This is a genomic window from Bacteroides sp. 43_46 (genome assembly GCF_001915455.1).
Lineage (GTDB): Bacteria > Bacteroidota > Bacteroidia > Bacteroidales > Bacteroidaceae > Bacteroides > Bacteroides caccae.
The window spans coordinates 138,346-163,937 of the sequence record NZ_MNQN01000143.1; the positions used below are offsets into that span (position 1 = coordinate 138,346).

General features: G+C 42.1%; 23 protein-coding genes and 2 pseudogenes. 19 read left to right on the top strand and 6 right to left on the bottom strand.

Going from position 1 to position 25,592, the window contains the following annotated elements:
• Positions 1–75 precede the first annotated feature (75 nt).
• Positions 76–2,058, top strand: a complete 1,983-nt coding sequence (locus tag BHV72_RS19230) for an alpha-L-arabinofuranosidase family protein (RefSeq protein ID WP_005677868.1) — start codon at positions 76–78, stop codon at positions 2,056–2,058.
• A gap of 109 nt (positions 2,059–2,167) precedes the next feature.
• Here BHV72_RS19230 and galK read toward each other — a convergent pair whose 3' ends face one another.
• From galK to BHV72_RS19245, 3 genes are read right to left on the bottom strand one after another with little or no spacing between them, the layout of a single operon-like run.
• The gene (gene galK, locus BHV72_RS19235) at positions 2,168–3,322 is read right to left on the bottom strand and encodes a galactokinase (protein WP_005677869.1); all 1,155 of its coding nucleotides are present in this window, start codon (positions 3,320–3,322) and stop codon (positions 2,168–2,170) included.
• A 45-nt stretch (positions 3,323–3,367) separates the two neighbouring features.
• Positions 3,368–4,678, bottom strand: a complete 1,311-nt coding sequence (locus BHV72_RS19240) for a sugar MFS transporter (protein WP_005677870.1) — start codon at positions 4,676–4,678, stop codon at positions 3,368–3,370.
• A 51-nt stretch (positions 4,679–4,729) separates the two neighbouring features.
• Positions 4,730–5,827 carry an aldose epimerase family protein gene (locus BHV72_RS19245; RefSeq protein ID WP_005677872.1) on the bottom strand — a complete coding sequence of 366 codons (1,098 nt, stop codon included), beginning with the start codon at positions 5,825–5,827 and terminating at the stop codon, positions 4,730–4,732.
• 255 nt (positions 5,828–6,082) lie between these two features.
• On the opposite strand from BHV72_RS19245, the pseudogene BHV72_RS19250 reads away from it, so the two are divergent.
• Positions 6,083–7,013, top strand: a pseudogene (locus BHV72_RS19250) (type I phosphomannose isomerase catalytic subunit).
• A 564-nt stretch (positions 7,014–7,577) separates the two neighbouring features.
• Here the strand turns inward: BHV72_RS19250 and BHV72_RS19255 are convergent.
• The 3 genes from BHV72_RS19255 to BHV72_RS19265 are packed head-to-tail and all read right to left on the bottom strand — an operon-like array spanning position 7,578 to position 8,443.
• Complete coding sequence (locus BHV72_RS19255) at positions 7,578–7,835, bottom strand: hypothetical protein (RefSeq protein WP_005677874.1); 258 nt, start codon at positions 7,833–7,835, stop codon at positions 7,578–7,580.
• Between the two features lie 3 nt (positions 7,836–7,838).
• Entirely contained in the window at positions 7,839–8,201 is a 363-nt protein-coding gene (locus BHV72_RS19260) for a phage holin family protein (protein WP_005677875.1), read from the bottom strand.
• Positions 8,202–8,233: 32 nt separating this feature from the next.
• A complete protein-coding gene (locus tag BHV72_RS19265; protein WP_005677876.1) occupies positions 8,234–8,443 on the bottom strand; it encodes a YtxH domain-containing protein in 210 nt (69 codons plus the stop codon).
• A 200-nt stretch (positions 8,444–8,643) separates the two neighbouring features.
• On the opposite strand from BHV72_RS19265, the gene BHV72_RS19270 reads away from it, so the two are divergent.
• The 17 genes and pseudogenes from BHV72_RS19270 to BHV72_RS19350 all read left to right on the top strand — a co-directional run.
• Positions 8,644–9,417, top strand: coding sequence for an SDR family oxidoreductase (locus BHV72_RS19270; RefSeq protein ID WP_005677877.1), 774 nt, complete (start codon positions 8,644–8,646; stop codon positions 9,415–9,417).
• A 115-nt stretch (positions 9,418–9,532) separates the two neighbouring features.
• The gene (locus BHV72_RS19275) at positions 9,533–10,027 is read left to right on the top strand and encodes an SPOR domain-containing protein (RefSeq protein WP_005680639.1); all 495 of its coding nucleotides are present in this window, start codon (positions 9,533–9,535) and stop codon (positions 10,025–10,027) included.
• A 251-nt stretch (positions 10,028–10,278) separates the two neighbouring features.
• Positions 10,279–11,103 carry a 3'(2'),5'-bisphosphate nucleotidase CysQ gene (gene cysQ, locus BHV72_RS19280; RefSeq protein ID WP_182316913.1) on the top strand — a complete coding sequence of 275 codons (825 nt, stop codon included), beginning with the start codon at positions 10,279–10,281 and terminating at the stop codon, positions 11,101–11,103.
• Between the two features lie 11 nt (positions 11,104–11,114).
• On the top strand, positions 11,115–12,668 hold the full coding sequence (locus BHV72_RS19285) for an SLC13 family permease (RefSeq protein ID WP_005677882.1): 1,554 nt from the start codon (positions 11,115–11,117) through the stop codon (positions 12,666–12,668).
• A gap of 16 nt (positions 12,669–12,684) precedes the next feature.
• Positions 12,685–13,293 (top strand): adenylyl-sulfate kinase, encoded by a 609-nt coding sequence (gene cysC, locus BHV72_RS19290; protein WP_286857643.1) that lies wholly within the window; start codon positions 12,685–12,687, stop codon positions 13,291–13,293.
• Positions 13,294–13,320: 27 nt separating this feature from the next.
• The gene (gene cysD, locus BHV72_RS19295; protein WP_005677885.1) at positions 13,321–14,229 is read left to right on the top strand and encodes a sulfate adenylyltransferase subunit CysD; all 909 of its coding nucleotides are present in this window, start codon (positions 13,321–13,323) and stop codon (positions 14,227–14,229) included.
• Positions 14,230–14,241: 12 nt separating this feature from the next.
• Positions 14,242–15,702 (top strand): sulfate adenylyltransferase subunit CysN, encoded by a 1,461-nt coding sequence (gene cysN, locus BHV72_RS19300; protein WP_005677887.1) that lies wholly within the window; start codon positions 14,242–14,244, stop codon positions 15,700–15,702.
• Positions 15,703–15,708: 6 nt separating this feature from the next.
• Positions 15,709–16,815: a cholesterol-responsive sulfotransferase gene (locus tag BHV72_RS19305; protein WP_005680642.1), complete on the top strand. Its 1,107-nt coding sequence runs from the start codon at positions 15,709–15,711 to the stop codon at positions 16,813–16,815.
• Positions 16,816–16,833: 18 nt separating this feature from the next.
• Complete coding sequence (locus BHV72_RS19310) at positions 16,834–17,802, top strand: PCMD domain-containing protein (RefSeq protein WP_005680643.1); 969 nt, start codon at positions 16,834–16,836, stop codon at positions 17,800–17,802.
• A gap of 316 nt (positions 17,803–18,118) precedes the next feature.
• Entirely contained in the window at positions 18,119–19,261 is a 1,143-nt protein-coding gene (locus BHV72_RS19315; RefSeq protein ID WP_286857651.1) for an OmpA family protein, read from the top strand.
• Positions 19,262–19,335: 74 nt separating this feature from the next.
• Positions 19,336–19,752 carry a Holliday junction resolvase RuvX gene (ruvX, locus tag BHV72_RS19320; RefSeq protein WP_005677892.1) on the top strand — a complete coding sequence of 139 codons (417 nt, stop codon included), beginning with the start codon at positions 19,336–19,338 and terminating at the stop codon, positions 19,750–19,752.
• A 44-nt stretch (positions 19,753–19,796) separates the two neighbouring features.
• On the top strand, positions 19,797–20,351 hold the full coding sequence (def, locus tag BHV72_RS19325; RefSeq protein ID WP_005677893.1) for a peptide deformylase: 555 nt from the start codon (positions 19,797–19,799) through the stop codon (positions 20,349–20,351).
• A gap of 76 nt (positions 20,352–20,427) precedes the next feature.
• Positions 20,428–22,461, top strand: a complete 2,034-nt coding sequence (locus tag BHV72_RS19330; RefSeq protein ID WP_032837645.1) for a tetratricopeptide repeat protein — start codon at positions 20,428–20,430, stop codon at positions 22,459–22,461.
• Positions 22,462–22,543: 82 nt separating this feature from the next.
• A complete protein-coding gene (gene thrS / locus BHV72_RS19335; RefSeq protein ID WP_005677895.1) occupies positions 22,544–24,484 on the top strand; it encodes a threonine--tRNA ligase in 1,941 nt (646 codons plus the stop codon).
• Positions 24,485–24,534: 50 nt separating this feature from the next.
• Positions 24,535–25,137: a translation initiation factor IF-3 gene (infC, locus tag BHV72_RS19340; protein ID WP_005677896.1), complete on the top strand. Its 603-nt coding sequence runs from the start codon at positions 24,535–24,537 to the stop codon at positions 25,135–25,137.
• A 68-nt stretch (positions 25,138–25,205) separates the two neighbouring features.
• Positions 25,206–25,403, top strand: a complete 198-nt coding sequence (gene rpmI, locus BHV72_RS19345; RefSeq protein ID WP_004326827.1) for a 50S ribosomal protein L35 — start codon at positions 25,206–25,208, stop codon at positions 25,401–25,403.
• A gap of 99 nt (positions 25,404–25,502) precedes the next feature.
• Positions 25,503–25,592, top strand: a pseudogene (locus tag BHV72_RS19350) (50S ribosomal protein L20); the annotation flags it as partial.

Below are 25,592 nucleotides of genomic sequence, written 5' to 3' on the forward strand. Positions count from 1 at the left end.
ATCGGGCAAAGAGTGAATTAGGATTCTGATTATCTTTGCATTCATAACTAGATATAATTTTTTTTATTAAGAACCATGAGAAGATACACAGAAATCTTGGCTGTATTAGCCTTGTCTGCCGGAATGGCACTTCATGCGCAAACCAATGAAATGGTGATTCAAACCCGAAAGTTGGGAGCAGAAATCCAACCTACCATGTACGGGCTCTTTTTTGAGGATATTAATTATGCTGCTGACGGCGGACTTTATGCCGAATTGGTCAAGAACCGTTCATTCGAGTTCCCCCAACACCTAATGGGGTGGAAGACTTATGGAAAAGTAACATTGCAGGATGACGGCCCTTTTGAACGCAATCCTCATTATGTACGCCTTTCCGACCCGGGACATGGGCATAAACATACCGGACTTGACAACGAAGGTTTCTTCGGTGTCGGCGTCAAAGAAGGAGAGGAGTATCGTTTCTCCGTCTGGGCACGATTGCCACAGGGAGGTACGAAAGCAACATTACGTATTGAATTGGTCGATACCAAATCAATGGGCGAGCACCAGGCTTTTGCCACACAGAGTCTTGCGATTGATTCAAAAGAATGGAAAAAATATCAGATAATTCTGAAACCCGGTGCCACAAATCCTAAAGCAGTGCTCCGCATTTTCCTTACCTCTAAAGGAACCGTAGATTTGGAACACATTTCTCTTTTTCCGGTAGATACCTGGAAAGGGCATGAAAACGGACTTCGTAAAGATCTGGCCCAAGCGTTGGCAGATATTCATCCGGGAGTCTTCCGTTTCCCCGGCGGTTGTATTGTGGAAGGGACGGATTTGGCAACCCGTTATGACTGGAAGAAGTCGGTAGGTCCGGTAGAGAATCGTCCTTTGAATGAGAATCGCTGGCAATATACGTTTACCCACCGTTTCTTCCCTGATTATTACCAAAGCTACGGATTGGGATTTTATGAATACTTCCTGTTGTCCGAAGAAATGGGGGCGGCACCGCTTCCTATTTTGAATTGCGGATTGTCCTGTCAATATCAGAATAGTGACCCGAAGGCTCATGTCGCTGTTTGCGACTTGGATAGTTATATTCAGGATGCGCTCGACCTTATAGAATTTGCCAATGGTGATATAAATACAACTTGGGGAAAAGTACGTGCCGATATGGGACATCCGGCGCCTTTCAATCTGGAATTTATCGGTATTGGGAACGAACAGTGGGGAGAAGAGTACCCCGAACGCCTCGAACCGTTTATCAAAGCTATTCGCAAAGTTCATCCGGAAATCAAGATTGTAGGAAGTTCCGGCCCGAATTCCGAAGGAAAAGACTTTGATTACCTATGGCCTGAAATGAAGCGTCTGAAAGCCGATTTGGTAGACGAACATTTTTATCGGCCCGAAAGCTGGTTTCTGGCTCAGGGGGCGCGTTATGATAATTACGACCGTAAGGGGCCGAAAGTCTTTGCCGGCGAATATGCCTGCCACGGAAAGGGCAAGAAATGGAATCATTTCAATGCTGCTCTGCTTGAAGCCGCTTTTATGACCGGATTGGAGCGTAACGCAGATATTGTGCATATGGCTACCTATGCTCCTCTTTTCGCCCATGTGGAAGGTTGGCAGTGGCGCCCGGATATGATCTGGTTTGACAACCTGAATTCCGTGCGTACTGTAAGCTACTATGTACAGCAACTGTATGCTCAAAATAAAGGAACTAATGTGCTTCCGCTTACCATGAACAAGAAAAGTGTGACAGGAGCCGAAGGGCAGAATGGGCTTTTTGCCAGTGCCGTATACGATAAGGACAAGAATGAACTGATTGTAAAGGTTGCCAATACTTCAAATACTGCCCAGTCAATCTCTTTGAACTTTGCCGGATTGAAGAAACAAGACGTATTATCGAATGGCCGCTGCATCAAGCTTCGTTCACTTGATTTGGATAAGGATAATACGCTTGAACAACCTTTTGCCATCACTCCTCAAGAAACTGCGGTGTCTGTTGAAGGTCATGTGTTTACAACCGAGCAGGAACCGAATACTTTTGCTGTTTATAAATTTACAAAGAAATGACGATAAGGTTTGTTAGATAATAGATTTAAGTCTTAATTGTTAATTGAAAAGAAAGGGCGGCTTCCGTAATGGAAACCGCCCTTCTTGATTATTTATATCGGATAATTTCTTATTCCAATCTGCGTGAACCGTCACCGATTACCACGTCATACACTTTCGGGCTTCTGCCGAATTTAGCTTTGAATGCTTCTTTTGTCTTTTCAACGAAGTTGTCATACAATTCGTCTTTAACAAGGTTGATAGTACAACCGCCGAATCCGCCACCCATAACGCGTGAACCGGTTACACCGTATTCTTTAGCGCAGTCGTTCAGGAAGTCGAGTTCTTCACAGCTTACTTCGTACAGCTTGCTCATGCCGTGATGAGTTTCGTACATCTTCTGACCTACAGTTTCGTAATCATCTTTCTCCAGAGCATCGCAAACATCGAGTACGCGTTGGATTTCTTCGATTACGTATTCTGCACGCATATAATCTTCATCGCTGATGTCAGCCTTAGCTTCTTCCAACATTTCCATAGTACAGTCGCGCAGGAATTCAACGTGCGGATGTTTCTTCTGGATAGCGGCAACAGCAGCTTCGCAGCTCTGGCGGCGTTTGTTGTAAGCAGAAGAAGCCAGTTCGTGTTTAACAACTGAATCCATTAAAACCAGACGATAGCCTTCCGGGTGGAATGGGAAATACTGATATTCCAGTGAACGGCAATCCAGACGGATCAAGCTGCCTGCTTTACCGAATACGGAAGCAAACTGGTCCATGATACCGCAGTTCACACCACAGTAATTGTGTTCAGTAGCCTGACCCACTTTAGCCAGTTCGAACTTATCAATCTTGTTTTCACCGAACAGTTCGTTCAATGCAAAAGCATACGTACTTTCCAAGGCAGCAGAAGAAGACATACCTGCACCCAGAGGCACATCACCGGAGAAAGCAGTATTGAATCCTTTTACGTCTACGCCGCGTTTAATCATTTCACGGCATACACCGAAGATATATCTTGCCCAGCTTGCGCGTGGAGCGTCTTCTTCGTTCAGACCGAATTCTACATAATCTTTCAAGTCGATAGAATAAGCTCTTACTTTATCAGTACCGTTCGGTTTGATTTCGGCAATCATACCTTTGTCTACTGCACCCGGAAATACGAATCCGCCGTTGTAGTCAGTGTGTTCGCCAATCAGGTTAATACGTCCCGGAGAGGCATATATAAATCCTGTAGTACCATCGAAATGTTTAATGAAGCGACTTCTTACGTGTTCTATATCCATGATAATTTAATTTTATAAGGTGAATAAATTGAGTTCAGTAATAGATTATTCTACCGGAATATCTTTATTGACATTTTTGCAACCTACCAGACCGTAGTACAGCAAATATGCCAAAGCAGCAATGATTACCCAGTAACTTGGCATGAAACCGGCAACATCAGCTACCCAGCCCTGAAGTACAGGCAGGATACCTCCACCGCAAACCAGTACCATAAACAGACCGGAAGCAGCAGCAAGATATTTACCCAATCCTTCTACAGCAAGGTTGAAGATACCACCCCACATGATAGAAGTACAGAAACCGACTAATACCAGGTACATTGCGTTGATAGGAACTTCGGCAAAACCGAATGACAAACCGCCTGTCTCACCTTGTTGGAGTACGGGCAAGTTAACCAATGTTCCTGTGGAGGAGAAGATAGCAAGGAATACTAAAATTAATCCCAGAGCAGATGTAAAAGTAAGCATCGCTTTACTGGAGATTTTAGCGCCAAGTGAAGCACCTGCCAGACGACCGACCAACATCAGGAACCAATAAGTTCCTACCACGAAACCGGAGATAGTAGAAGCAATGCCGGCACCGCCTTTTTCTACAGGGTCGGTAAGGAACAGGTTCAGAGTACCCGGTACGCCTACTTCAATACCTACGTATACAAAGATAGCGATAGCACCTAATACAAAGTGGCGGAACTTCAAAGCACCTTTCATCAATGTGCTGATCGGTTCTGTTGTGGTAGCAGCATTCGGTTCCGGAATACGTACAAATAAAAGTACGAAGAATGCGAAAGCAAACACGGCCATTGCTGTATACATTACAGGGAAAATCTGGGAAATAGTAGCTTTTTCGATAGAACCGGCGATCAGGATACCAACGAACATCGGAGTAATGGTAGCCATTACAGAGTTGAAAGAGCCACCCACCTGGATAAGTTGGTTACCTTTGTTACCTTCACCACCCAATTTGTTCAACATCGGGTTTACTACAGTGTTGAGCAAACACATAGAGAAACCTGCAACGAATGCACCGATCAAATAAACGGCGAAAGCCATTTCCGGGCTTGAATGGCCGGATAAGAACTGGATACCTACGCCTACAAAACCGATAGCTACTGCGATCAGTGCAGTCTTCTTATATCCAACGCGTTGCAACAAGATGCCGCTCGGAATACCCATTACTGCATACGCGATGAAGTTTCCGAAGTTTCCTAGCATACCTAGTGCGTTCGATACGTCGAACTGGTTTTTCAACACGATACCCATAGGAGCAGCGAGGTTGGTAACAAATGAAATCATACCGAAAAGGAAAATCATCGTAATGATTGCAATGATTTTTCCATTCTTTTTTTCTTGTGTCATGGTTCAAAAAAAATGTTAGTTTATAAAATTAGGTTAGTTATTTTTTAGTTGTTATTCTTCTACATCAAATTTGTAAACTGTGATTTGTTGGTATTCATCACCCGGCAGCAGGGTAGCCGACGGGAAATGCGGTTTGTTAGGAGTATCCGGGAAACATTGTGCTTCAAAACAGATAGCGCTTCTTGCCGGGAATGTAGCGCCGTGTGCGCCTTCGAATCCGTTCAGCCAGTTGCCTGTATAAAGTTGCACGCCTGCTTCGGTAGTGTATACTTCCATGATACGGCCGCTTTCAGGATCTTTGCAGGTAGCGGCGAGGTCGAGCGAACCGCTTTCTGTTTTGTTCAATACGTAGCAGTGGTCGTATCCGGCACCGAATATCAATTGCTGGAATTTATCGTCGATACGTTCGCCTACGGTATGCGGAGTGCGGAAGTCCATAGGAGTTCCTTCCACTTTGGCGATTTCTCCGGTTGGGATAGAAACTTCATCGATAGGTGTATAGAAATCAGCGTTGATAGTAACGATGTTGTTGTTGACGGTAGGAGTCGGATTGGAGATGCCGGCGAGGTTGAAGAAACCGTGGTTAGTGAGGTTTACAACCGTTGCTTTGTCAGTAGTGGCGCGGTATTCGATAGTCAGTGCATTCACTTCATTTTCCAGTCGGTAGGTCATTTCTACTTCCAGATTACCGGGGAATCCCTCTTCGCCGTCGGCAGAAACATAATTGAATTGCACGGTGCTTTCATCAATCTGGATTGCGTCCCATACACGGGCGTGGAAACCGGTAGGTCCTCCGTGCAAGGAGTTAGGGCCGTTGTTGATTGTGAGTTCATGTTCTTCGCCGAACAAAGTGAATTTTCCTTTGGCGATACGGTTGCCATAACGTCCGATAGTTGTACTCAGGAAAGGTTCCGGGCTGTTGATTACATGGTCAATGCTGTCGTGTCCGAGAATCACATTAGCATACTTACCGTTTTTGTCCGGTACCATAATCGAAAGAATGGCGCACCCGTAATTCGTTACGGCCACTTCCATTCCCTTTTTGTTTTTAAGGATAAATAAATCTGTTTTTTTATCATTTATATCCTTTTGAAAATCTTTCCGGCTGAGCCCTGAAAGATTTCCCTCTGTTGGGAATGTGTTATTCATGTCTGGTATTATTAAAATTTTCCTGCAAATAAAGGCAAATTCTTTCTTACTCACAAATTATTCGGACTAAATATAGCAGGTGCTTTAGGAAAGTTTAGCGTTATTACTTTAATGTTCCTATTCTTTTTGGTATGTTTTTTTTCAAAAAGATTTTTATCGTCCTTTTCTTAAAACTAAACTATTTTTTGTATGTTTGCTCCCGGATTCATGCAATCCGAGCGAATTTAATCTAAGTTTATAACAAGAAAAACAAAAATGTATCCATTAAAATTCGAACCAATTCTGAAGCAGACGCTTTGGGGGGGCGACAAAATTATTCCGTTCAAGCATTTGAATTCAGACTTGAAAGGAGTAGGAGAAAGCTGGGAGATTTCCGGCAGGTTTAACCCTTGCCGACATGGTGAGAAGGTATCGCGAGGAACTGGTAGGTGAAGCGAATTATGCCCGTTTCGGAAACAAATTTCCATTACTCATTAAGTTTATTGATGCCAAGCAGGATTTGTCCATTCAGGTACACCCGGCCGATGACCTTGCGAAAAAACGTCACAACTCAATGGGTAAAACAGAAATGTGGTATGTGGTAGATGCTGACAAAGGAGCTAAATTGCGTTCGGGATTTTCTGAACAGATTACTCCGAAAGAATATAAAGAACGCGTATTGAACAATACGATTACCGATGTGCTGCAAGAGTACGAGATTCATCCGGGAGATGTTTTCTTCCTTCCTGCGGGACGTGTACACAGCATTGGTGCGGGGGCGTTCATCGCTGAAATTCAGCAAACTTCCGACATCACTTACCGTATCTACGACTTCAACCGTAAAGATGCGAACGGCAAAACACGTGAACTCCACACCGATTTGGCCCGTGAAGCTATCAACTACGAAGTATTGGATGATTATCGTACCAAATACGAACCGTTGAAGGATGAACCGGTAGAGTTGGTTGCCTGCCCTTATTTCACCACTTCTTTGTATGACATGACCGAAGAAATCAGTTGTGACTATTCGGAACTCGATTCATTCGTTATTTTTATTTGCATGGAAGGCTCATGCAAAATGGTGGACAATGAAGGCAACGAACTGACAGTAAATGCCGGAGAGTCTATTTTGCTCCCCGCTACCACTCAGGATATTACTATTACTCCTGAAAGTGCAAACGTGAAGTTGCTGGAGACTTACGTATAAAAGGATATTTCAGCTTCATTGAGATGAAGCTGTTACTTCGACAAGCATAAGGCTTCCACGGGTTGGAAGCCTTTTTTATAATATCTCATATTTCGGAAGAATTTTAGAAAGCTGTGCTTCATGACTGCTAAAGCATAGCTTTACAATCTCTAAAGCTATGCTTTAGCAGTTAAATAACGCCGCTTCATTTTGCAGACATAAATACAGTAAATACACCTTTTCAGGCTTTTCCACATACACACACACGCATGTATATAATAATGAGTTCTTCTTCAAATTACCACTAAATTTGAAGAAGAACCTAATAATGTAATTTAAAGTTCAGTTTCCAAAATACTTATGTCAAGTATCTATTTTCTATAATAGCTAAAAATTCGGAATAACTTGTTTGAAGGGTAATAGACAACGGTTGTTATGAGTTTCCGCCGTTTTATTCGTTTTTTTCTATATTACTATAACATGTGTGCGTGTGTAGGGGAAAGCCTGAAAAAGTGTACTTACTGTACTCGCTCACATTGAAATGTGTTACTGAAGTATATACTTCTACTTAATGAGAAGATCGAATTATCTTAAATTCCTGAAATACGTGCGCACCTTCCTCATAACTTTGACCCCCAACATCACACCGTCGAATATAGCCATGCCCGTATTGAATGAACGCATGATAGCATCTGCCTTGTTGTTAGCCGGAGCAATGGGGGCAAATATCTCGCGTGTTGTGGCTGTCATTGCTTTTTTCTGGGCATGTATCTCATTCAAAAGCTTCTTTTTGCGTAGGGATATTTCTTCTAATGTGAATTTCTGTGGTGTTTGCGCACTCATAATTTATTTATTTGAATCAGTTAAAAATAAATTGGCAAGGAAGTTCACCATAGGAGATATGATGAGTTGCTTGCGGAAAATAATAACAAGAGCGATGAGCAGAACGTTGATGCCTGCTATAATGGCAAAACTTGCCATGAGGCCGCCTACCAATGGTTCTAATACATAAGCCAGAGCAAAAAGCAGGTAAAACAGGGCTACCATGCCTAAGATGATAAGTACTAATACCATGATTAACGTTGAAAACAGGATAGTCAGTTTTTCCGTTAACTCTAATTTGGTGTATTCTTTTTGAAGTTCTAAATATTTCTTGAACTCGAAAAATAACTGCTGAAAATTCTCAATACTTTTATCGTCTGCAAACATGGTCGCTCTGTTTTAAATCCTTGGTTACTCACTTACTCTGCTATTTCTCCTTTCATTTCGGCTGCAATCTCGTCCACGAGATTTTCCATTTCACTACGGTTGAGCTTAATCCCTTTTTTACGAAGAATCTCGGCGATCTTGTGACGGGTATCTTCTCCTTTTTCAGGAGCAAATAGAATACCAAGGGCTGCGCCTACGGCTGCACCACCCAAAAAAGCTGCTAAAACATTCAATCCTTTCATAATGTATAATGTTTAAAATGATTATGATACAACAAATATAACATTTTTCTTCTAAGGTTGTTCAGTAAAACTAAAAAAAAGTGCATAGTTTTATATTTCTTTTTTTCTTTTATGGTTTAATCTTATTTAACGGACTTTGGAGACTAACCAATGGAAGTTAAGGCGTACTTTTGTCATTCAGTATTTATAATTTAAACATAATGGAAATAAAAACTGTTTTAATTACTGGCGCAACTAGCGGAATTGGTAAAGCTTGTGCCTGTAAGTTTGCCAAAGAAGGTTGGAATTTGATTTTGAATGCCCGTGATACTTCAAAGTTGGAGAAGCTGATATATGAGTTGGAAATGGAGTGTCCTAAACTGGTGACAAGGCCGCTTATTTGTGATGTACGTGACCGTGAACAGGTGAAGGCTGCACTGGAAAACTTGCCGGCGGACTGGAAAACGATTGATCTGTTGATTAACAATGCCGGACTGGTGATCGGAGTGGATAAAGAGTTCGAGGGTAGTCTGGACGAGTGGGACATCATGATTGACACGAATATAAAGGGATTGTTGACGATGACGCGTCTTGTGGTTCCCGGTATGATAGAACGCGGGCGGGGGCATGTGATCAATATCGGTTCTATTGCAGGTGATGCGGCTTACCCCGGGGGAAGTGTGTACTGTGCGACTAAGGCTGCTGTAAAGGCCCTTTCGGACGGACTTCGGATTGATCTGGTGGATACTCCGCTGAGAGTGACGAATATCAAACCGGGTATGGTGGAAACCAACTTCTCGGTGGTGCGTTACCGGGGTGACAAGCAGGCGGCTGATAATTTCTACAAAGGAATTCGCCCGTTGACCGGAGAGGATGTGGCTGAGACAGTTTACTTCGCTGCTTCGGCTCCCGAACATATTCAGATTGCGGAAGTGCTTTTAATGCCGACTAATCAGGCAACAGGAACGATTTCTTATAAGAAAAAGTCCGAATAAGCGTTTTTTCGCCGGATTTCTTTGCCGGATGATAAAATTTCTATTATTTTGTTGCCCGAAACTGAATATTGATAGACGAGAACATGAATTATTAATTAAAACAGAGTATAGGAATATGAGAAAATTGGTCGTATTAGGAATGGGAGTGTGCTTGGTGCTTGCTTTTGCATCTTGTAAATCCAGCGAAAGCGCCTATAAGAAGGCTTACGAGAAAGCAAAACAGCAAGAACTGGCAGAACCGCAAGTGGAAGCTCCGGTTGAGGTGACTCCGGTAGTGGCAGCTCCTGTGACAACACCTAAAGTAGCAGATACATCGGGTGTACGTCAGGAAAAGGTGACAGTTGTTTCCGGTAATGACGGTTTGAAAGATTATAGTGTAGTGGCCGGTAGCTTTGGTGTAAAAGCAAATGCCGAAGGATTGAAAGATTGGCTGGATGCACAAGGTTATCAGGCTACAATCGCATTTAACGCTGATAAGGCAATGTATCGTGTAATAGTTAGCTCATTTGCTGATAAGGCTGCTGCTGCTGACGCTCGCGATGCTTTCAAGGCTAAGTATCCGAATCGTTCGGATTTCCAAGGCGCTTGGTTGCTGTATCGTGTATATTGATTTCTTTTTGGTAATATATATTGGGAAGAACCAACGTTTTTTCCGAATAAGAAGGCGGTAACTGGGAAGTTACTGCTTTTTTGTTGAGAGAGAAAATGATGTTTCGTTTAGATATTTTTATCATTCTACTAAAAGAAGTTATAAATGTAGGTGGGGAAACTTTTATAGCAAAGAAAGTTTTTACTTTTGTCAACTCTTAATTTAGAGGATTTACAGCCTTGATATTAGTGAGGTGTTAATAAAGGAATTAAATGGAACAAAAATATGTAATGGCTGCTATCGATGCAGCATTGAAAGCCGGTGAAAAAATACTTTCTATTTATGATGATCCGGCATCGGACTTCGAGATAGAGAGAAAGGCTGATAATTCTCCTCTGACAATAGCAGACAGGAAAGCGCACGAAGCGATTGTGACTATTTTGAACGATACTCCTTTTCCTGTTCTTAGTGAAGAAGGAAAGCATCTGGATTATGAGGTTCGCCGCAAATGGGATACTTTGTGGATTGTTGACCCTCTGGATGGAACAAAGGAATTTATTAAACGCAATGGAGAATTTACGGTAAATATAGCCCTGGTGCAGAATTCAGTACCTGTGTTAGGCGTTATTTATGTGCCTGTAAAGAGAGTGCTTTACTTTGCTGTGGAAGGTATAGGAGCCTATAAGTGCTCCGGTATTGTCGCTCCGGTAGGGAAAGGGACGACATTACAACAGATGATAAAAGAGTCGGAGCTGATGCCTTTAGAGGATGTACGTGATCATTTTATTGTTGTTGCTTCACGTTCGCACCTGTCACCTGAAACGGAAACATATATCGCTGACTTGAAGAAGAAACATGGCAGTGTCGAACTGATATCAAGTGGAAGTTCCATTAAAATCTGTCTGGTTGCAGAAGGTAGTGCGGATGTGTATCCGCGTTTCGCTCCGACAATGGAGTGGGATACAGCTGCCGGACATGCGATAGCGCGTGCCGCCGGAATGGAAGTGTATCAAGCCGGAAAGGACGAACCTCTACGATATAACAAGGAGGATTTATTGAATCCGTGGTTTATCGTCGAGCCAAAAAGAAAACACTAATTAATGTTTATATGACATTTGAAATTGTATTTGTACTGTTGTCGTTATTAGGAATGGTAGCTGCTTTGGTCGCTGACAAAATGCGTCCGGGCATGATACTTTTTTCGGTAGTGGTCTTGTTTTTGTGTGCCGGTATTCTGACCCCGAAAGAAATGCTGGAAGGGTTCAGTAATAAGGGCATGATTACCGTTGCCCTACTGTTTCTGGTAAGTGAAGGTATCCGCCAATCGGGTACATTAGGGCAAGTGATAAAGAAATTGCTTCCACAGGGCAAGACGTCGGTGTTTAAAGCACAGTTGCGTATCTTACCTTCGGTGGCTTTCATTTCCGCTTTCCTGAATAATACTCCTGTTGTGGTTATCTTCGCCCCGATTATCAAACATTGGGCGAAATCGGTTAATCTCCCGGCAACAAAATTCCTGATTCCTCTTTCTTATGTGACTATTCTTGGTGGTATTTGTACGTTGATCGGTACTTCTACCAATCTGGTAGTGCACGGAATGATTTTAGAAGCCGGTTTTGAAGGTTTCTCCATGTTTGAACTGGGAAAGGTCGGCATTTTTATTGCTGTTGCCGGAATTGTTTATCTTTTCCTTTTCTCCAAACGACTTTTGCCGGATGCTCGTCCTGATACGGCTGTGCCGGATGAGGAAATGGAAGAGGGGGAGAAATTGCATCGGGTGGAAGCGGTGTTAGGGGCACGTTTCCCCGGTATCAATAAGAAGTTGAGTGATTTTAATTTCCAGCGTCATTATGGAGCGGAAGTAAAGGAGATCAAGACACGTAGCGGACAGCGGTTCGTAACTAATCTGAATGAAGTGGTGCTACGTGAAGGAGATACGCTTGTTGTAATGGCTGATGATACCTTTATTCCTACATGGGGGGAGTCTTCTGTGTTTGTGTTGCTGACAAACGGAAATGACCCTGATACCGCAGGAAAGAAAAAACGCTGGCTAGCTCTGATTTTATTGGTGCTGATGATTGTCGGTGCTACGATCGGTGAATTGCCGGTGACAAAAGAGATGTTTCCGGATATCAAACTGGATATGTTCTTTTTTGTGTCTATCACCACCATTGTTATGGCGTGGACGAACCTGTTTCCTGCCCGTAAATATACAAAATACATTTCGTGGGATATCTTGATTACGATTGCTTGTGCATTTGCAATCAGTAAGGCTATGGTGAATTCGGGAGTGGCTGATAGTGTTGCGAAGTTCATTATCGGGTTGAGCGATGATTACGGTCCGCACGTGTTGCTTGCCATGTTGTTTATCATCACGAACCTGTTTACGGAGTTGATTACGAATAATGCGGCGGCAGCATTGGCATTCCCATTGGCCCTGTCGATTGCAGCGCAGTTGGGAGTCAGTCCGACGCCTTTCTTTGTTGTGATCTGTATGGCTGCTTCAGCCAGTTTCTCTACACCTATCGGTTATCAGACTAATCTGATTGTGCAAGGTATCGGCAACTATAAATTTATGGACTTTGTTCGTATCGGTTTGCCGCTCAATATCATAACCTTTATAATCTCTGTTATTCTGATTCCGATGATCTGGAACTTTTAATAAAACGAATTTATAAATGGAAGAAAAGAATCATATATATCCTATATTTGACCGCATGATGACACGGCAGGACAAAGAGGAACTTTTGGGGCAACATAGTGTGATGATCTGGTTTACCGGATTGAGCGGATCGGGCAAAAGTACGATTGCTATCGCACTGGAGCGTGAACTTCATAAGCGAGGATTGCTTTGCCGTATCCTTGACGGGGATAATATTCGTAGTGGTATCAATAATAACCTCGGATTTTCCGAAACTGACCGGGTGGAGAATATCCGTCGCATAGCTGAGGTCTCAAAGCTCTTTTTGGATAGTGGCATTATTACAATTGCGGCATTCATCAGTCCTAATAACGATATCCGGGAAATGGCTACAAATATTATCGGTAAGGATGACTTTCTGGAGATTTTTGTGAGTACCCCGTTGGAGGAGTGCGAGAAACGAGATGTGAAAGGGCTTTATGCCAAGGCACGTAAGGGGGAAATTCGGAATTTTACCGGAATTTCTGCACCGTTTGAGGTTCCCGAACATCCGGCATTGTCATTGGATACTTCCAAACTGACACTGGAAGAATCGGTGAATTGCTTGTTGGAGCTGGTTTTGCCCAAAGTAAAAAGAAGTGTTTAGTAGAAGAATAAAATCATTATTTTAGTAATGGAAGAATATAAATTAAGCCACTTGAAAGAACTCGAAGCCGAGTCTATTCATATCATCCGCGAAGTGGCGGCGGAATTTGAGAATCCGGTGATGCTTTATAGTATTGGAAAGGATTCTTCTGTAATGGTACGCTTGGCTGAAAAAGCGTTTTATCCGGGTAAAGTACCATTCCCGTTGATGCATATTGATTCGAAATGGAAATTCAAGGAGATGATTCAGTTCCGTGATGAGTATGCGAAGAAATATGGATGGAACCTGATCGTAGAAAGTAATATGGAGGCTTTTCATGCAGGGGTAGGACCTTTTACACATGGAAGTAAAGTGCATACGGACTTGATGAAAACACAGGCGTTGCTTCATGCACTGGATAAGTATAAGTTTGACGCTGCTTTTGGCGGTGCACGCCGTGATGAGGAAAAATCGCGTGCGAAAGAACGTATCTTCTCTTTCCGGGATAAGTTTCACCAGTGGGACCCGAAAAATCAACGTCCGGAATTGTGGGATATTTATAATGCCCGCGTACATAAAGGAGAAAGTATCCGTGTGTTCCCGTTGAGTAACTGGACGGAATTGGATATATGGCAGTATATCCGTTTGGAGAATATTCCGATTGTTCCGTTATATTATGCGAAAGAACGTCCGGTGGTGCAAATGGATGGCAACCTGATAATGGCGGATGATGATCGTCTGCCGGAAAAATATCGCGACCGGATTGAAATGAAGATGGTTCGCTTCCGTACATTAGGTTGTTGGCCGCTGACGGGTGCTGTGGAAAGTGGTGCCGCTACGATTGAAGAAATCGTGGAGGAGATGATGACTACTACCAAGAGTGAACGGACGACTCGTGTGATTGACTTTGATCAGGACGCGAGTATGGAACAGAAGAAACGTGAAGGATACTTTTAATTGTAATTAGTGATGGCAGATAATAAATTAGATATAAAGGCTTTTCTGGACAAAGATGAACAGAAAGACTTGCTGAGGCTGTTGACAGCCGGTTCGGTGGATGATGGAAAATCGACATTGATCGGTCGCTTGCTGTTTGACAGCAAGAAATTGTATGAGGACCAGTTGGATGCACTGGAACGCGACAGTAAACGTGTAGGAAATGCAGGTGAGCATATCGACTATGCATTGCTGCTCGATGGATTGAAGGCTGAACGCGAACAAGGTATTACAATTGATGTGGCTTATCGCTACTTCTCCACCAATGGACGTAAATTTATCATTGCGGACACTCCGGGACATGAGCAGTACACCCGTAATATGATTACCGGTGGCTCTACGGCAAATCTGGCAATTATTCTGGTGGATGCACGCACAGGAGTGATTACACAGACTCGCCGCCATACTTTCCTGGTGTCTTTACTGGGTATCAAACATGTGGTATTGGCGGTCAATAAAATGGACTTGGTGGATTTTTCGGAAGAGCGTTTCAATGAGATTGTTGCGGAGTATAAGAAATTTGTATCTCCACTGGGAATCCCTGATGTAAACTGTATTCCGCTTTCCGCATTGGACGGTGATAATGTAGTGGATAAGTCGGAGCGTACTCCGTGGTACAAGGGGACTTCTTTACTTGATTTCCTTGAAACTGTTCATATTGACAATGACCATAATTTGGAGGATTTTCGTTTCCCGGTGCAGTATGTGCTGCGTCCGAATTTGGATTTTAGAGGTTTTTGTGGTAAGGTGGCTTCGGGTATTGTTCGTAAGGGGGATACGGTAATGGCGTTGCCTTCAGGAAAGACGTCCAAAGTGAAGAGTATCGTGACTTATGACGGTGAGTTGGACTATGCTTTCCCTCCACAGTCGGTTACACTGACACTGGAAGATGAAATTGATGTATCCCGTGGTGAAATGCTGGTACATCCCGATAACTTGCCGATTGTTGACCGTAACTTTGAAGCAATGTTGGTATGGATGGATGAGGAGCCAATGGATATAAATAAATCGTTCTTTATCAAACAGACAACAAATCTGAGTCGTACGCGCATTGATACGATTAAGTATAAGGTGGATGTGAACACAATGGAACATCTGTCGCCGGACAATGGACAGTTGACAAAAGAGACTCTGCCTTTGCAATTGAATCAGATTGCCTGCGTGGTGCTGACAACCGCGAAAGAGTTGTTCTTTGATCCTTATAAGAAGAATAAATCATGTGGCTCATTTATCCTGATCGACCCGATTACCAACAATACTTCTGCGGTAGGTATGATTATCGATCGGGTGGAAATGAAGGATATGAGCAATACGGATGATATTCCTGTATTGGATCTGTCGAAGTTGGGAATCGCCCCCGAACATTATGAAGCAGTAGAAAAGGCGGTGAAAGAACTGGAACGCCAGGGTTTTGCCGTGAAAATAATAAAATAAGAAAGTATGGGATTACTCGAATTTAATAAACTTCCGATCAATACATTGGTAGGTGCCGACTGGAAAACTTTTAAAGCAATTACTGCCGGTCGTGAAATTGATGCAGCCTATAAGGGTAAGTACCGATTGACAAAGGCTGTATGCCGATTGCTTTCTCCATTGGCCTCATTGCAGGACAAACGTTATGAGAAGTTGTTGGCGAATCAACCGCTGGAGCATGATCCGGTGTTTATTTTGGGGCACTGGCGGAGCGGAACTACTTTTGTGCACAATGTATTCTCCTGTGATAAGCATTTTGGCTATAATACGACCTATCAGACCGTGTTTCCTCATTTGATGATGTGGGGACAGCCTTTCTTCAAGAAGAATATGAGTTGGCTGATGCCGGATAAACGTCCGACGGACAACATGGAGCTGGCAGTAGACCTGCCGCAGGAAGAAGAATTTGCACTGGCAAACATGATGCCTTATACTTATTATAATTTTTGGTTCTTGCCGAAATATCAACAGGAATATGCTGACAAGTATCTGTTGTTTGACAATATCTCGGATGCGGAGTTGAAGGTGTTTGAAGAAGTATTTACGAAGCTGATAAAGATTTCTTTGTGGAATACTCATGGCACGCAATTCCTTAGCAAGAATCCGCCTCATACCGGTAGAGTGAGGGAACTGGTGAAAATGTTCCCGAATGCCAAGTTTATTTATCTGATGCGCAATCCGTATACGGTATTTGAATCTACACGCAGTTTCTTTACAAATACGATCCAACCGTTAAAATTGCAGGATATCGGAAATGAACAATTAGAGGAAAATATCCTTTCTATCTATGCGAAACTCTATCATAAATATGAATCGGACAAGCAGTTTATTCCTGAGGGTAATCTGAGGGAAGTGAAGTTTGAGGATTTCGAAGCCGATGCAATGGGAATGACGGAGGATATTTATAAGTCACTCTCTATTCCCGGATTTGCCGAAGCGCGTGGAGATATTGAAAAATATGTCGGCGGTAAGAAAGGATATAAAAAGAATAAATATAAATATGATGACCGGACAATTCGATTGGTAGAAGAAAACTGGGGTTTTGCTTTGAAACAATGGGATTATAATTTATAAAAGAAAGGAAAGGTATTAATGATTCAGAAAATCGTTCATCGCCTGGTGGTGACAACTTTTGTCGCATTTATTTCTTCCTTGTCTTTGCTGGCACAGCATAAAGTGGAAATGTTTCCTTTTGGAGATATGGACCAATGGGTAGACCGGCAGATAAAGGAATCGGGAATTATCGGAGGAAATACGAAGAATGTGTATGAGATTGCACCGACGGCTGTAATTCAAGGAGATCAGGTTTATAAAAACATGGGTGGTTCACCGTGGGGTACTTCGAATGTAATGGCAAAGGTAGCGGGAATTACAAAAACAAATACGTCTGTTTTCCCGGAAAAAAGGGGAGAAGGGTATTGTGCACGTCTGGATACACGCATGGAAAGTGTGAAAGTGTTGGGGCTTGTTAATATCACTGTGTTGGCGGCAGGTTCTATTTTTACAGGGACGGTGCATGAACCTATTAAGGGTACTAAGAATCCGCAGAAGATGTTGCAATGTGGCGTGCCGTTTACTAAAAAACCGGTGGCACTTCAATTTGATTATAAAGTGAAGATGTCGGACAGGGAGAATCGTATCCGTGCTACCGGTTTCAGTAAGATTACGGATGTGCCCGGAAAAGATTATCCGGCAGCTATTCTGTTTTTGCAAAAACGTTGGGAAGATGCGAACGGAAATGTTTATGCCAAACGGATAGGGACTATGGTGACTTATTATTATCATTCTACCGACTGGAAAAATAATGCTTCGTATGAGATTATGTATGGTGATATTACAGGGCGCCCTGAATATAAAGCGCATATGATGCGATTACAAGTTACCGAAAACTATACGGTAAACAGTAAAGGGGAAAGCGTTCCTATTCATGAAGTTGCCTGGGGAAATGAAGATGATGTGCCTACACATATATATATACAGTTTACGTCCAGTCATGGAGGAGCTTATATCGGTTCGCCGGGTAATTCATTATGGGTTGATAATGTGAAACTGGTTTATTAGATATAATATTAAAGAAATAAAATAGCTGGTGATGCAATTATCGCCGGCTATTTTTTTTGTTTTAATTCTTTGGTAATAAATGCCTTTCGTCTTCTTTCGGAGTTATATAACACTTTTATCATTCCTTATTTTTTTGTGTGGGAATGATTTTTTACGCGTTTTTTTGCTTGTGTTATATTAAATATCTATATTTGCATTAAATTTCAAGAAAAGGAAGTTGCTTATTGTCTCTTTGTCAGGCATGAGACGTTTGGGAGTCGGTTGATTTCCTGTAAGACAAAATATAGAAATATATTATTTACTAAAATAAATTGAGATGAAAAAGGGTTTATTGTTTATTTTATTGGCAGCGGCTTCTGTATGTCTGCCTGCTCAGGAAAAAGAAAATGCAGCGAAGAGCTATACCGTAGAAACAAATCGCTTCGGTGCTAACTGGTTTATTAGTGGTGGTATTGGCGCACAAATGTATTTTGGCGACAATGACGGTAAAGCTGATTTCGGAAAACGTCTTGCTCCGGCACTTGATATTGCCGTAGGTAAGTGGTTTACTCCGGGAATCGGATTGCGTCTTGCATACAATGGTCTTCAAGCTAAGGGAGCAGCTCCTTCTGCTGACGCTATGTATGCAAAAGGTGGTACATATTCTAACGGATATTACAAACAGAAATGGAATATGGCTAATTTCCATGGTGATGTTCTGTTCAACCTTTCTAACATGTTGTGCGGATACAATGAAGATCGTATTTATTCATTTATTCCTTATGTAGGAGCTGGTTTGGCTGTGTCATGGTCAGAACCTCGTGAGAAGAATTTGGGTATAAATGCCGGTTTGATCAACCGTTTCCGCTTGTCTCCTGCTTTAGACCTTAATGTAGAATTGCGTGGCCTTTTGATGAAAAATGCATTTGGTGGCGCTAGCAAAGAAGGAATGGGCGGCGTGACAGTAGGTGTTACTTATAAGTTCAAGAAACGCGGCTGGAATGCTGTTCCTACTGTACCAATGGTTCCGGAAAGTCAGTTGAATGACATGAGAGACAGAGTAAATGCTTTGAAAGGTGAAAATGAATCTCTGAAACGTGACTTGGTTGAAGCACGTAACAAGAAACCGGAAGTTATCGTTAAGAAAGAAGGCGGATTTGTTCCACGTCTTGTTGTTGTATTCAACATCGGAAAGAGCAATATCAGCAAGAGAGAATACATGAATATCGAAGCTATGGCTAAGGGTATCAAGGCTAATCCTGACAAGACATTTACTGTAACAGGATATGCTGACAAGGGTACTGGTTCTGCTGAATACAACATGAAGTTGAGTAAGAAGAGAGCTGAAGCTGTTCGCGACCTGATGGTTAACGAATTCGGAGTTCCTGCTTCTCAGTTGAAGGTTGACTACAAGGGTGGCGTAGGTAATATGTTCTATGATGACGCTAAACTGAGCCGTGTAGCTATTGTTGAAGAATAATATACATCTAAATAATAGAATAAAAGAGACGTTTCCTTTCATAGGAAGCGTCTTTTTTTGTATTTTTGTGCCCCATGAGCAGGATAGTAGCAATAGATTATGGAAGAAAGCGTACGGGGATAGCTGTCAGCGATACGATGCAGTTGATTGCCAATGGCCTGACAACAGTGCCGACGCATGAACTTCTGAATTTTATCGGTGATTATATCGCAAAAGAGCCGGTAGAACGGATCATTGTCGGTTTACCCAGGCAAATGAACAATGAGGTTTCGGAAAATATGAAAAACATAGAACCCTTTGTTCGTTCATTGAAAAAACGCTTCCCGGATATTCCGGTTGAATATGTGGATGAACGTTTTACATCGGTTCTGGCGCATCGCACAATGCAGGAAGCAGGGCTGAAGAAAAAAGATCGCCAGAATAAAGCGTTGGTGGATGAAATAAGTGCGACTATTATTTTGCAAACATATTTGGAGAGTAAACGTTTTTAGTAGAAGAACATAGAATAACTTAATTTTTAGTAGAGTATAAAAATATGATTTTACCTATTTATGTATATGGCCAGCCTGTATTGAGAAAGGTGGCAGAGGACATTACCCCGGATTATCCGAATCTGAAAGAATTGATAGCGAACATGTTTGAAACAATGGTGCATGCCGATGGCGTAGGATTGGCTGCTCCGCAGATCGGTTTACCCATTCGTGTGGTTACGATTACATTGGACCCGCTTTCAGAAGATTATCCGGAATTTAAAGGTTTTAATAAAGCTTATATTAATCCTCATATTTTGGAAATAGGAGGTGAGGAAGTGAGTATGGAAGAAGGCTGCCTGAGTCTTCCCGGTATTCATGAGACCGTGAAAAGAGGAAATAAAATTCGTGTGAAATATATGGACGAGGATTTTGTGGAGCATGAAGAAGAAGTGGAAGGTTATCTGGCACGTGTGATGCAACATGAATTCGACCATTTGGACGGTAAAATGTTTATCGACCATATCTCTGCACTTCGTAAACAAATGATAAAAGGCAAATTGAATACGATGTTGAAAGGGAAAGCACGTAGTTCCTATAAGATGAAACAGGTGAAATAAAGATAAAAAACGTTTATATCCCTGTTAAGTAAGCGAAAAGCATTATTTTTGCTTCGTTTACAAGTAGAAAATGTCGATGATTAAAAAAATACTAACAGTTTTAATGCTGTTCCCCACATTGGTGTGTGCTCAGATAAATACGGACCGGGTGATGACCATAGCCCGGAACGCTCTTTATTTTGAGGACTATGTACTTTCTATCCAGTACTTTAACCAGGTAATTAATGCTAAGCCTTATCTGTATGAACCTTATTTCTTCAGAGCACTGGCCAAGCTGAATCTGGAAGATTTTCAGGGAGCGGAAGCGGATTGTGACGCGGCTATTCAACGTAATCCGTTTGTGGTTGGTGCTTATCAGATTCGTGGTCTGGCGAGAATCCGGCAGAGTAAATTTGACGGTGCTATTGAAGACTATCAGAAAGCGCTGCATTATGATCCGGAGAACATTACTTTGTGGCATAATCTGACATTATCACATATTCAGAAGAAAGATTATGATTCGGCAAAAGAAGATTTGGAGAGTTTGCTGAAAGTATCTCCGCGTTATACTCGCGCTTACCTGATGAGAGGAGAGGTCTCTTTACAGCAAAAAGACACTATTGCCGCATTGAATGATTTCAATAAAGCTCTTGAACTGGATAAATACGATCCGGACGCATGGGCAGCAAGAGCGATCGTCAAGTTGCAACAGTCAAAATACGGGGAAGCGGAATCTGATTTCGATCGTGCTATTCATTTGAGTGCTAAGAATGCCGGGAATTATATTAATCGCGCATTGGCCAGATTTCATCAGAATAACCTGAGGGGAGCCATGAGCGATTATGACTTGGCATTGGATATTGATCCGAATAATTTTATCGGGCACTATAACCGTGGTTTGTTGCGTGCAAGGGTAGGAGATGATAACCGTGCTATTGAAGATTTCGACTTTGTTATAAAAATGGAGCCGGATAATATGATGGCAATCTTTAATCGTGGTCTGCTTCGTGCACAGACGGGAGATTATCGTGGAGCTATACAGGATTATTCAACTGTTATCAACCAACACCCGAATTTCCTTGCCGGATATTATCAGCGTGCTGAAGCCCGAAAGAAAATAGGGGACCGGAAGGGTGCTGAACAGGATGAATTTAAACTCTTGAAGGCTCAACTGGATAAACAGAACGGAGTGACGAATAAAGATGTAGCCCAAAACCAGAATCCGGATCAGGACAGTGAAGGGGATGATAAAGATAGAACCCGTAAGAAATCAGATAAGAATATGAATAACTATCGGAAGATAGTGATAGCTGATGATTCTGAAGCTGAACAGCGCTATACAAGTGATTATCGTGGACGTGTGCAGGATAAGAATGTGAATATTACACTGGAGCCTATGTTCGCTTTGACTTATTATGAGAAGATGAGTGATGTGAAACGGTCGGTGAATTTCCACAAATATGTGGAAGAGCTGAATCGCTCGGGTGTACTTCCAAAGCGTCTTCGTATTACGAATATGGAAGCTCCGTTGACAGAAGAACAAGTGAAATTCCATTTTGCTTTGATTGATACGCATACATCAGCTATCGTGGATGATGAGAAGAATGCTTCAAAACGTTTTGCCCGTGCAATTGATTTTTATTTGGTACAGGATTTCTCAAGTGCGGTTTCCGATTTGACACAGACAATCTTGTTGGACGGTGATTTCTTCCCTGCATATTTTATGCGTGCGCTTATCCGTTGCAAGCAGTTGGAATATCAGAAGGCTGAACAAACTGCCGATACAGATGTTCCTGGTGATAATGCACGTAAAGAGATAACTGCGGTAGATTATGAGGTGGTAAGAAAAGATTTGGATAAGGTGATTAATCTTGCTCCGGATTTTGTTTATGCATATTATAATCGTGCCAATGTGTCTGCCATGCTGAAGGATTATCGGTCGGCTATTGCAGATTATAATAAGGCTATTGAACTGAATCCTGATTTTGCTGACGCTTATTTCAACCGCGGACTTACTCATATCTTCTTGGGTAATAATAAACTGGGTATTTCTGATTTGAGCAAAGCCGGAGAATTGGGTATCGTTTCCGCTTATAATGTAATCAAACGTTTTACAGATCAAACGGAATAACATTTTTTTGATAAAAAATAGAAAACTCAAAAGATTTAGTTACTTTTGCGTTCAAATTGTGAAAATATAACATAATCATATTATGATAAAAATAACATTTCCCGATGGCTCTGTTCGTGAGTACAACGAAGGAGTAAACGGTTTACAGATTGCTGAAAGTATCAGCTCGCGCTTGGCACAGGATGTACTGGCATGTGGCGTGAACGGCGAGACTTATGATTTAGGACGTCCTATTAATGAAGATGCTGATTTTGTACTTTATAAATGGGATGATGAAGAAGGTAAACATGCATTCTGGCACACAAGTGCTCACTTGTTGGCCGAAGCATTACAGGAACTTTATCCGGGCATCCAGTTCGGTATCGGACCGGCTATCGAAAATGGATTCTACTATGATGTGGATCCGGGAGAAGCGGTGATTAAGGAAAGCGATCTTCCTGCTATTGAAGCTAAAATGTTAGAACTGTCTGCAAAGAAAGAGGCGGTTGTTAGAAAAAGCATTGCAAAAACGGATGCTTTGAAAATGTTTGGCGACCGTGGCGAAACATATAAATGTGAATTGATTTCCGAATTGGAAGACGGTCATATCACTACTTATACACAAGGTGCATTTACTGACCTTTGCCGTGGCCCTCACTTGATGACGACTGCTCCGATTAAGGCTATCAAGTTGACTTCGGTAGCGGGTGCTTATTGGCGTGGACATGAAGACCGTAAGATGCTGACTCGTATTTATGGCATCACATTCCCGAAAAAGAAAATGCTGGATGAGTATTTGGCATTACTGGAAGAAGCCAAGAAACGCGACCACCGTAAGATTGGTAAGGAAATGCAATTGTTCATGTTCTCTGAAACGGTAGGTAAGGGGCTCCCGATGTGGCTCCCGAAGGGTACTGCATTGCGTTTACGTCTGCAAGATTTCTTACGTCGCATTCAGACTCGTTATGACTATCAGGAAGTAATAACTCCACCGATTGGTAATAAGCTATTGTATGTGACATCCGGCCACTATGCTAAATATGGTAAGGATGCATTCCAGCCTATCCATACTCCGGAAGAAGGTGAGGAATATTTCCTGAAACCGATGAACTGCCCGCATCACTGCGAGATTTATAAGAACTTCCCGCGCTCTTACAAGGATCTTCCGTTGCGTATTGCTGAATTTGGTACTGTTTGCCGTTATGAGCAGAGTGGTGAGTTGCATGGATTGACTCGTGTGCGTAGTTTTACACAGGATGATGCGCATATTTTCTGCCGTCCGGACCAGGTGAAAGATGAATTCCTCCGTGTGATGGATATTATCTCTATTGTATTCCGTTCTATGAACTTCCAGAATTTTGAAGCTCAGATATCACTGCGTGATAAAGTGAACCGTGAGAAATATATCGGTAGCGATGATAATTGGGAGAAGGCGGAACAAGCTATTATTGAAGCTTGTGAAGAAAAAGGATTACCTGCCAAGATTGAATATGGTGAAGCTGCTTTCTATGGCCCTAAGCTCGACTTTATGGTAAAAGATGCGATTGGGCGTCGTTGGCAGTTAGGGACTATTCAGGTAGATTATAACTTGCCGGAACGCTTCGAACTGGAATATATGGGTTCTGATAACCAGAAGCACCGTCCGGTTATGATTCATCGCGCTCCGTTTGGCTCTATGGAACGTTTCGTTGCTGTATTGATTGAGCATACTGCCGGTAAGTTCCCGTTGTGGCTGACTCCTGAACAGGTAGTTATTCTGCCGATTAGTGAAAAGTTCAACGATTATGCAGAGCAGGTAAAGATGTATTTGAAAACACACGAGATTCGCGCGATTGTAGATGATCGTAATGAGAAAATCGGGCGTAAGATCCGTGATAATGAGATGAAACGCATCCCTTATATGCTGATTGTAGGCGAAAAAGAAGCAGAAAACGGAGAAGTTTCTGTTCGTAGACAGGGCGAAGGTGACAAGGGAACCATGAAATTTGAAGAATTTGCTAAAATTTTGAACGAAGAAGTTCAGAATATGATAAATAAATGGTAACTTTGCAGCCGTTTCATGATAAATATCAAACTAGGAAGTAAACGTTTTTAATGAAGAATGACACTCTAAAAGGGCAATACAGAATCAACGAACAGATTCGTGCCAAAGAAGTCCGCATTGTGGGCGACGATATTGAACCAAAAGTATATCCTATCTTTCAGGCCTTGAAACTGGCTGAAGAGAAAGAGTTGGATTTAGTGGAAATTTCTCCTAATGCTCAACCCCCTGTTTGTCGTGTTATTGATTATTCTAAATTTCTTTATCAGTTAAAGAAACGTCAGAAGGAACAGAAAGCGAAGCAGGTGAAGGTCAATGTAAAGGAAATCCGTTTCGGACCTCAGACAGATGACCATGATTATAACTTCAAGTTGAAGCATGCCAAGGGATTTTTGGAAGACGGAGATAAGGTAAAAGCATACGTGTTCTTCAAGGGCCGTTCTATTCTTTTTAAGGAACAAGGTGAAGTTTTGCTACTTCGTTTTGCCAATGACTTGGAAGATTATGCGAAAGTAGATCAAATGCCGGTACTCGAAGGAAAGCGTATGACTATTCAGCTTTCACCGAAAAAGAAAGAAGCTCCGAAAAAGCCTGTTGTTGCGAAACCTGCTGCTCCTGCACAGAAAGCGGAAATGCCGAAAACGGACGCGGAATAAGAAAAGGTGCGTAACGCGCAGGTATAGTGCGTTACCATTATATATTTAATAATTTAAAAACAAGTAAGATGCCAAAGATGAAGACTAACTCCGGTTCTAAAAAAAGGTTTACCCTTACCGGAACAGGTAAAATCAAAAGAAAGCACGCTTTTCACAGTCACATTTTGACTAAGAAAACCAAAAAGAGAAAAAGAAATCTGTGCTACTCTACAACTGTTGATACAACAAATGTAAGCCAGGTTAAGGAACTCTTAGCAATGAAGTAATCAAAAGCGTACAAAGTATTATTAAAGTATTAACCGAATGCATTAGCTTGAAGTTCGCTGCGTGAAGTAGCGGCGCTAACATTCAAAAACAGTAAAACTATGCCAAGATCAGTAAATCATGTTGCTTCAAAAGCAAGAAGAAAGAAAATTTTGAAATTGACCAGAGGTTACTTTGGTGCAAGAAAGAAT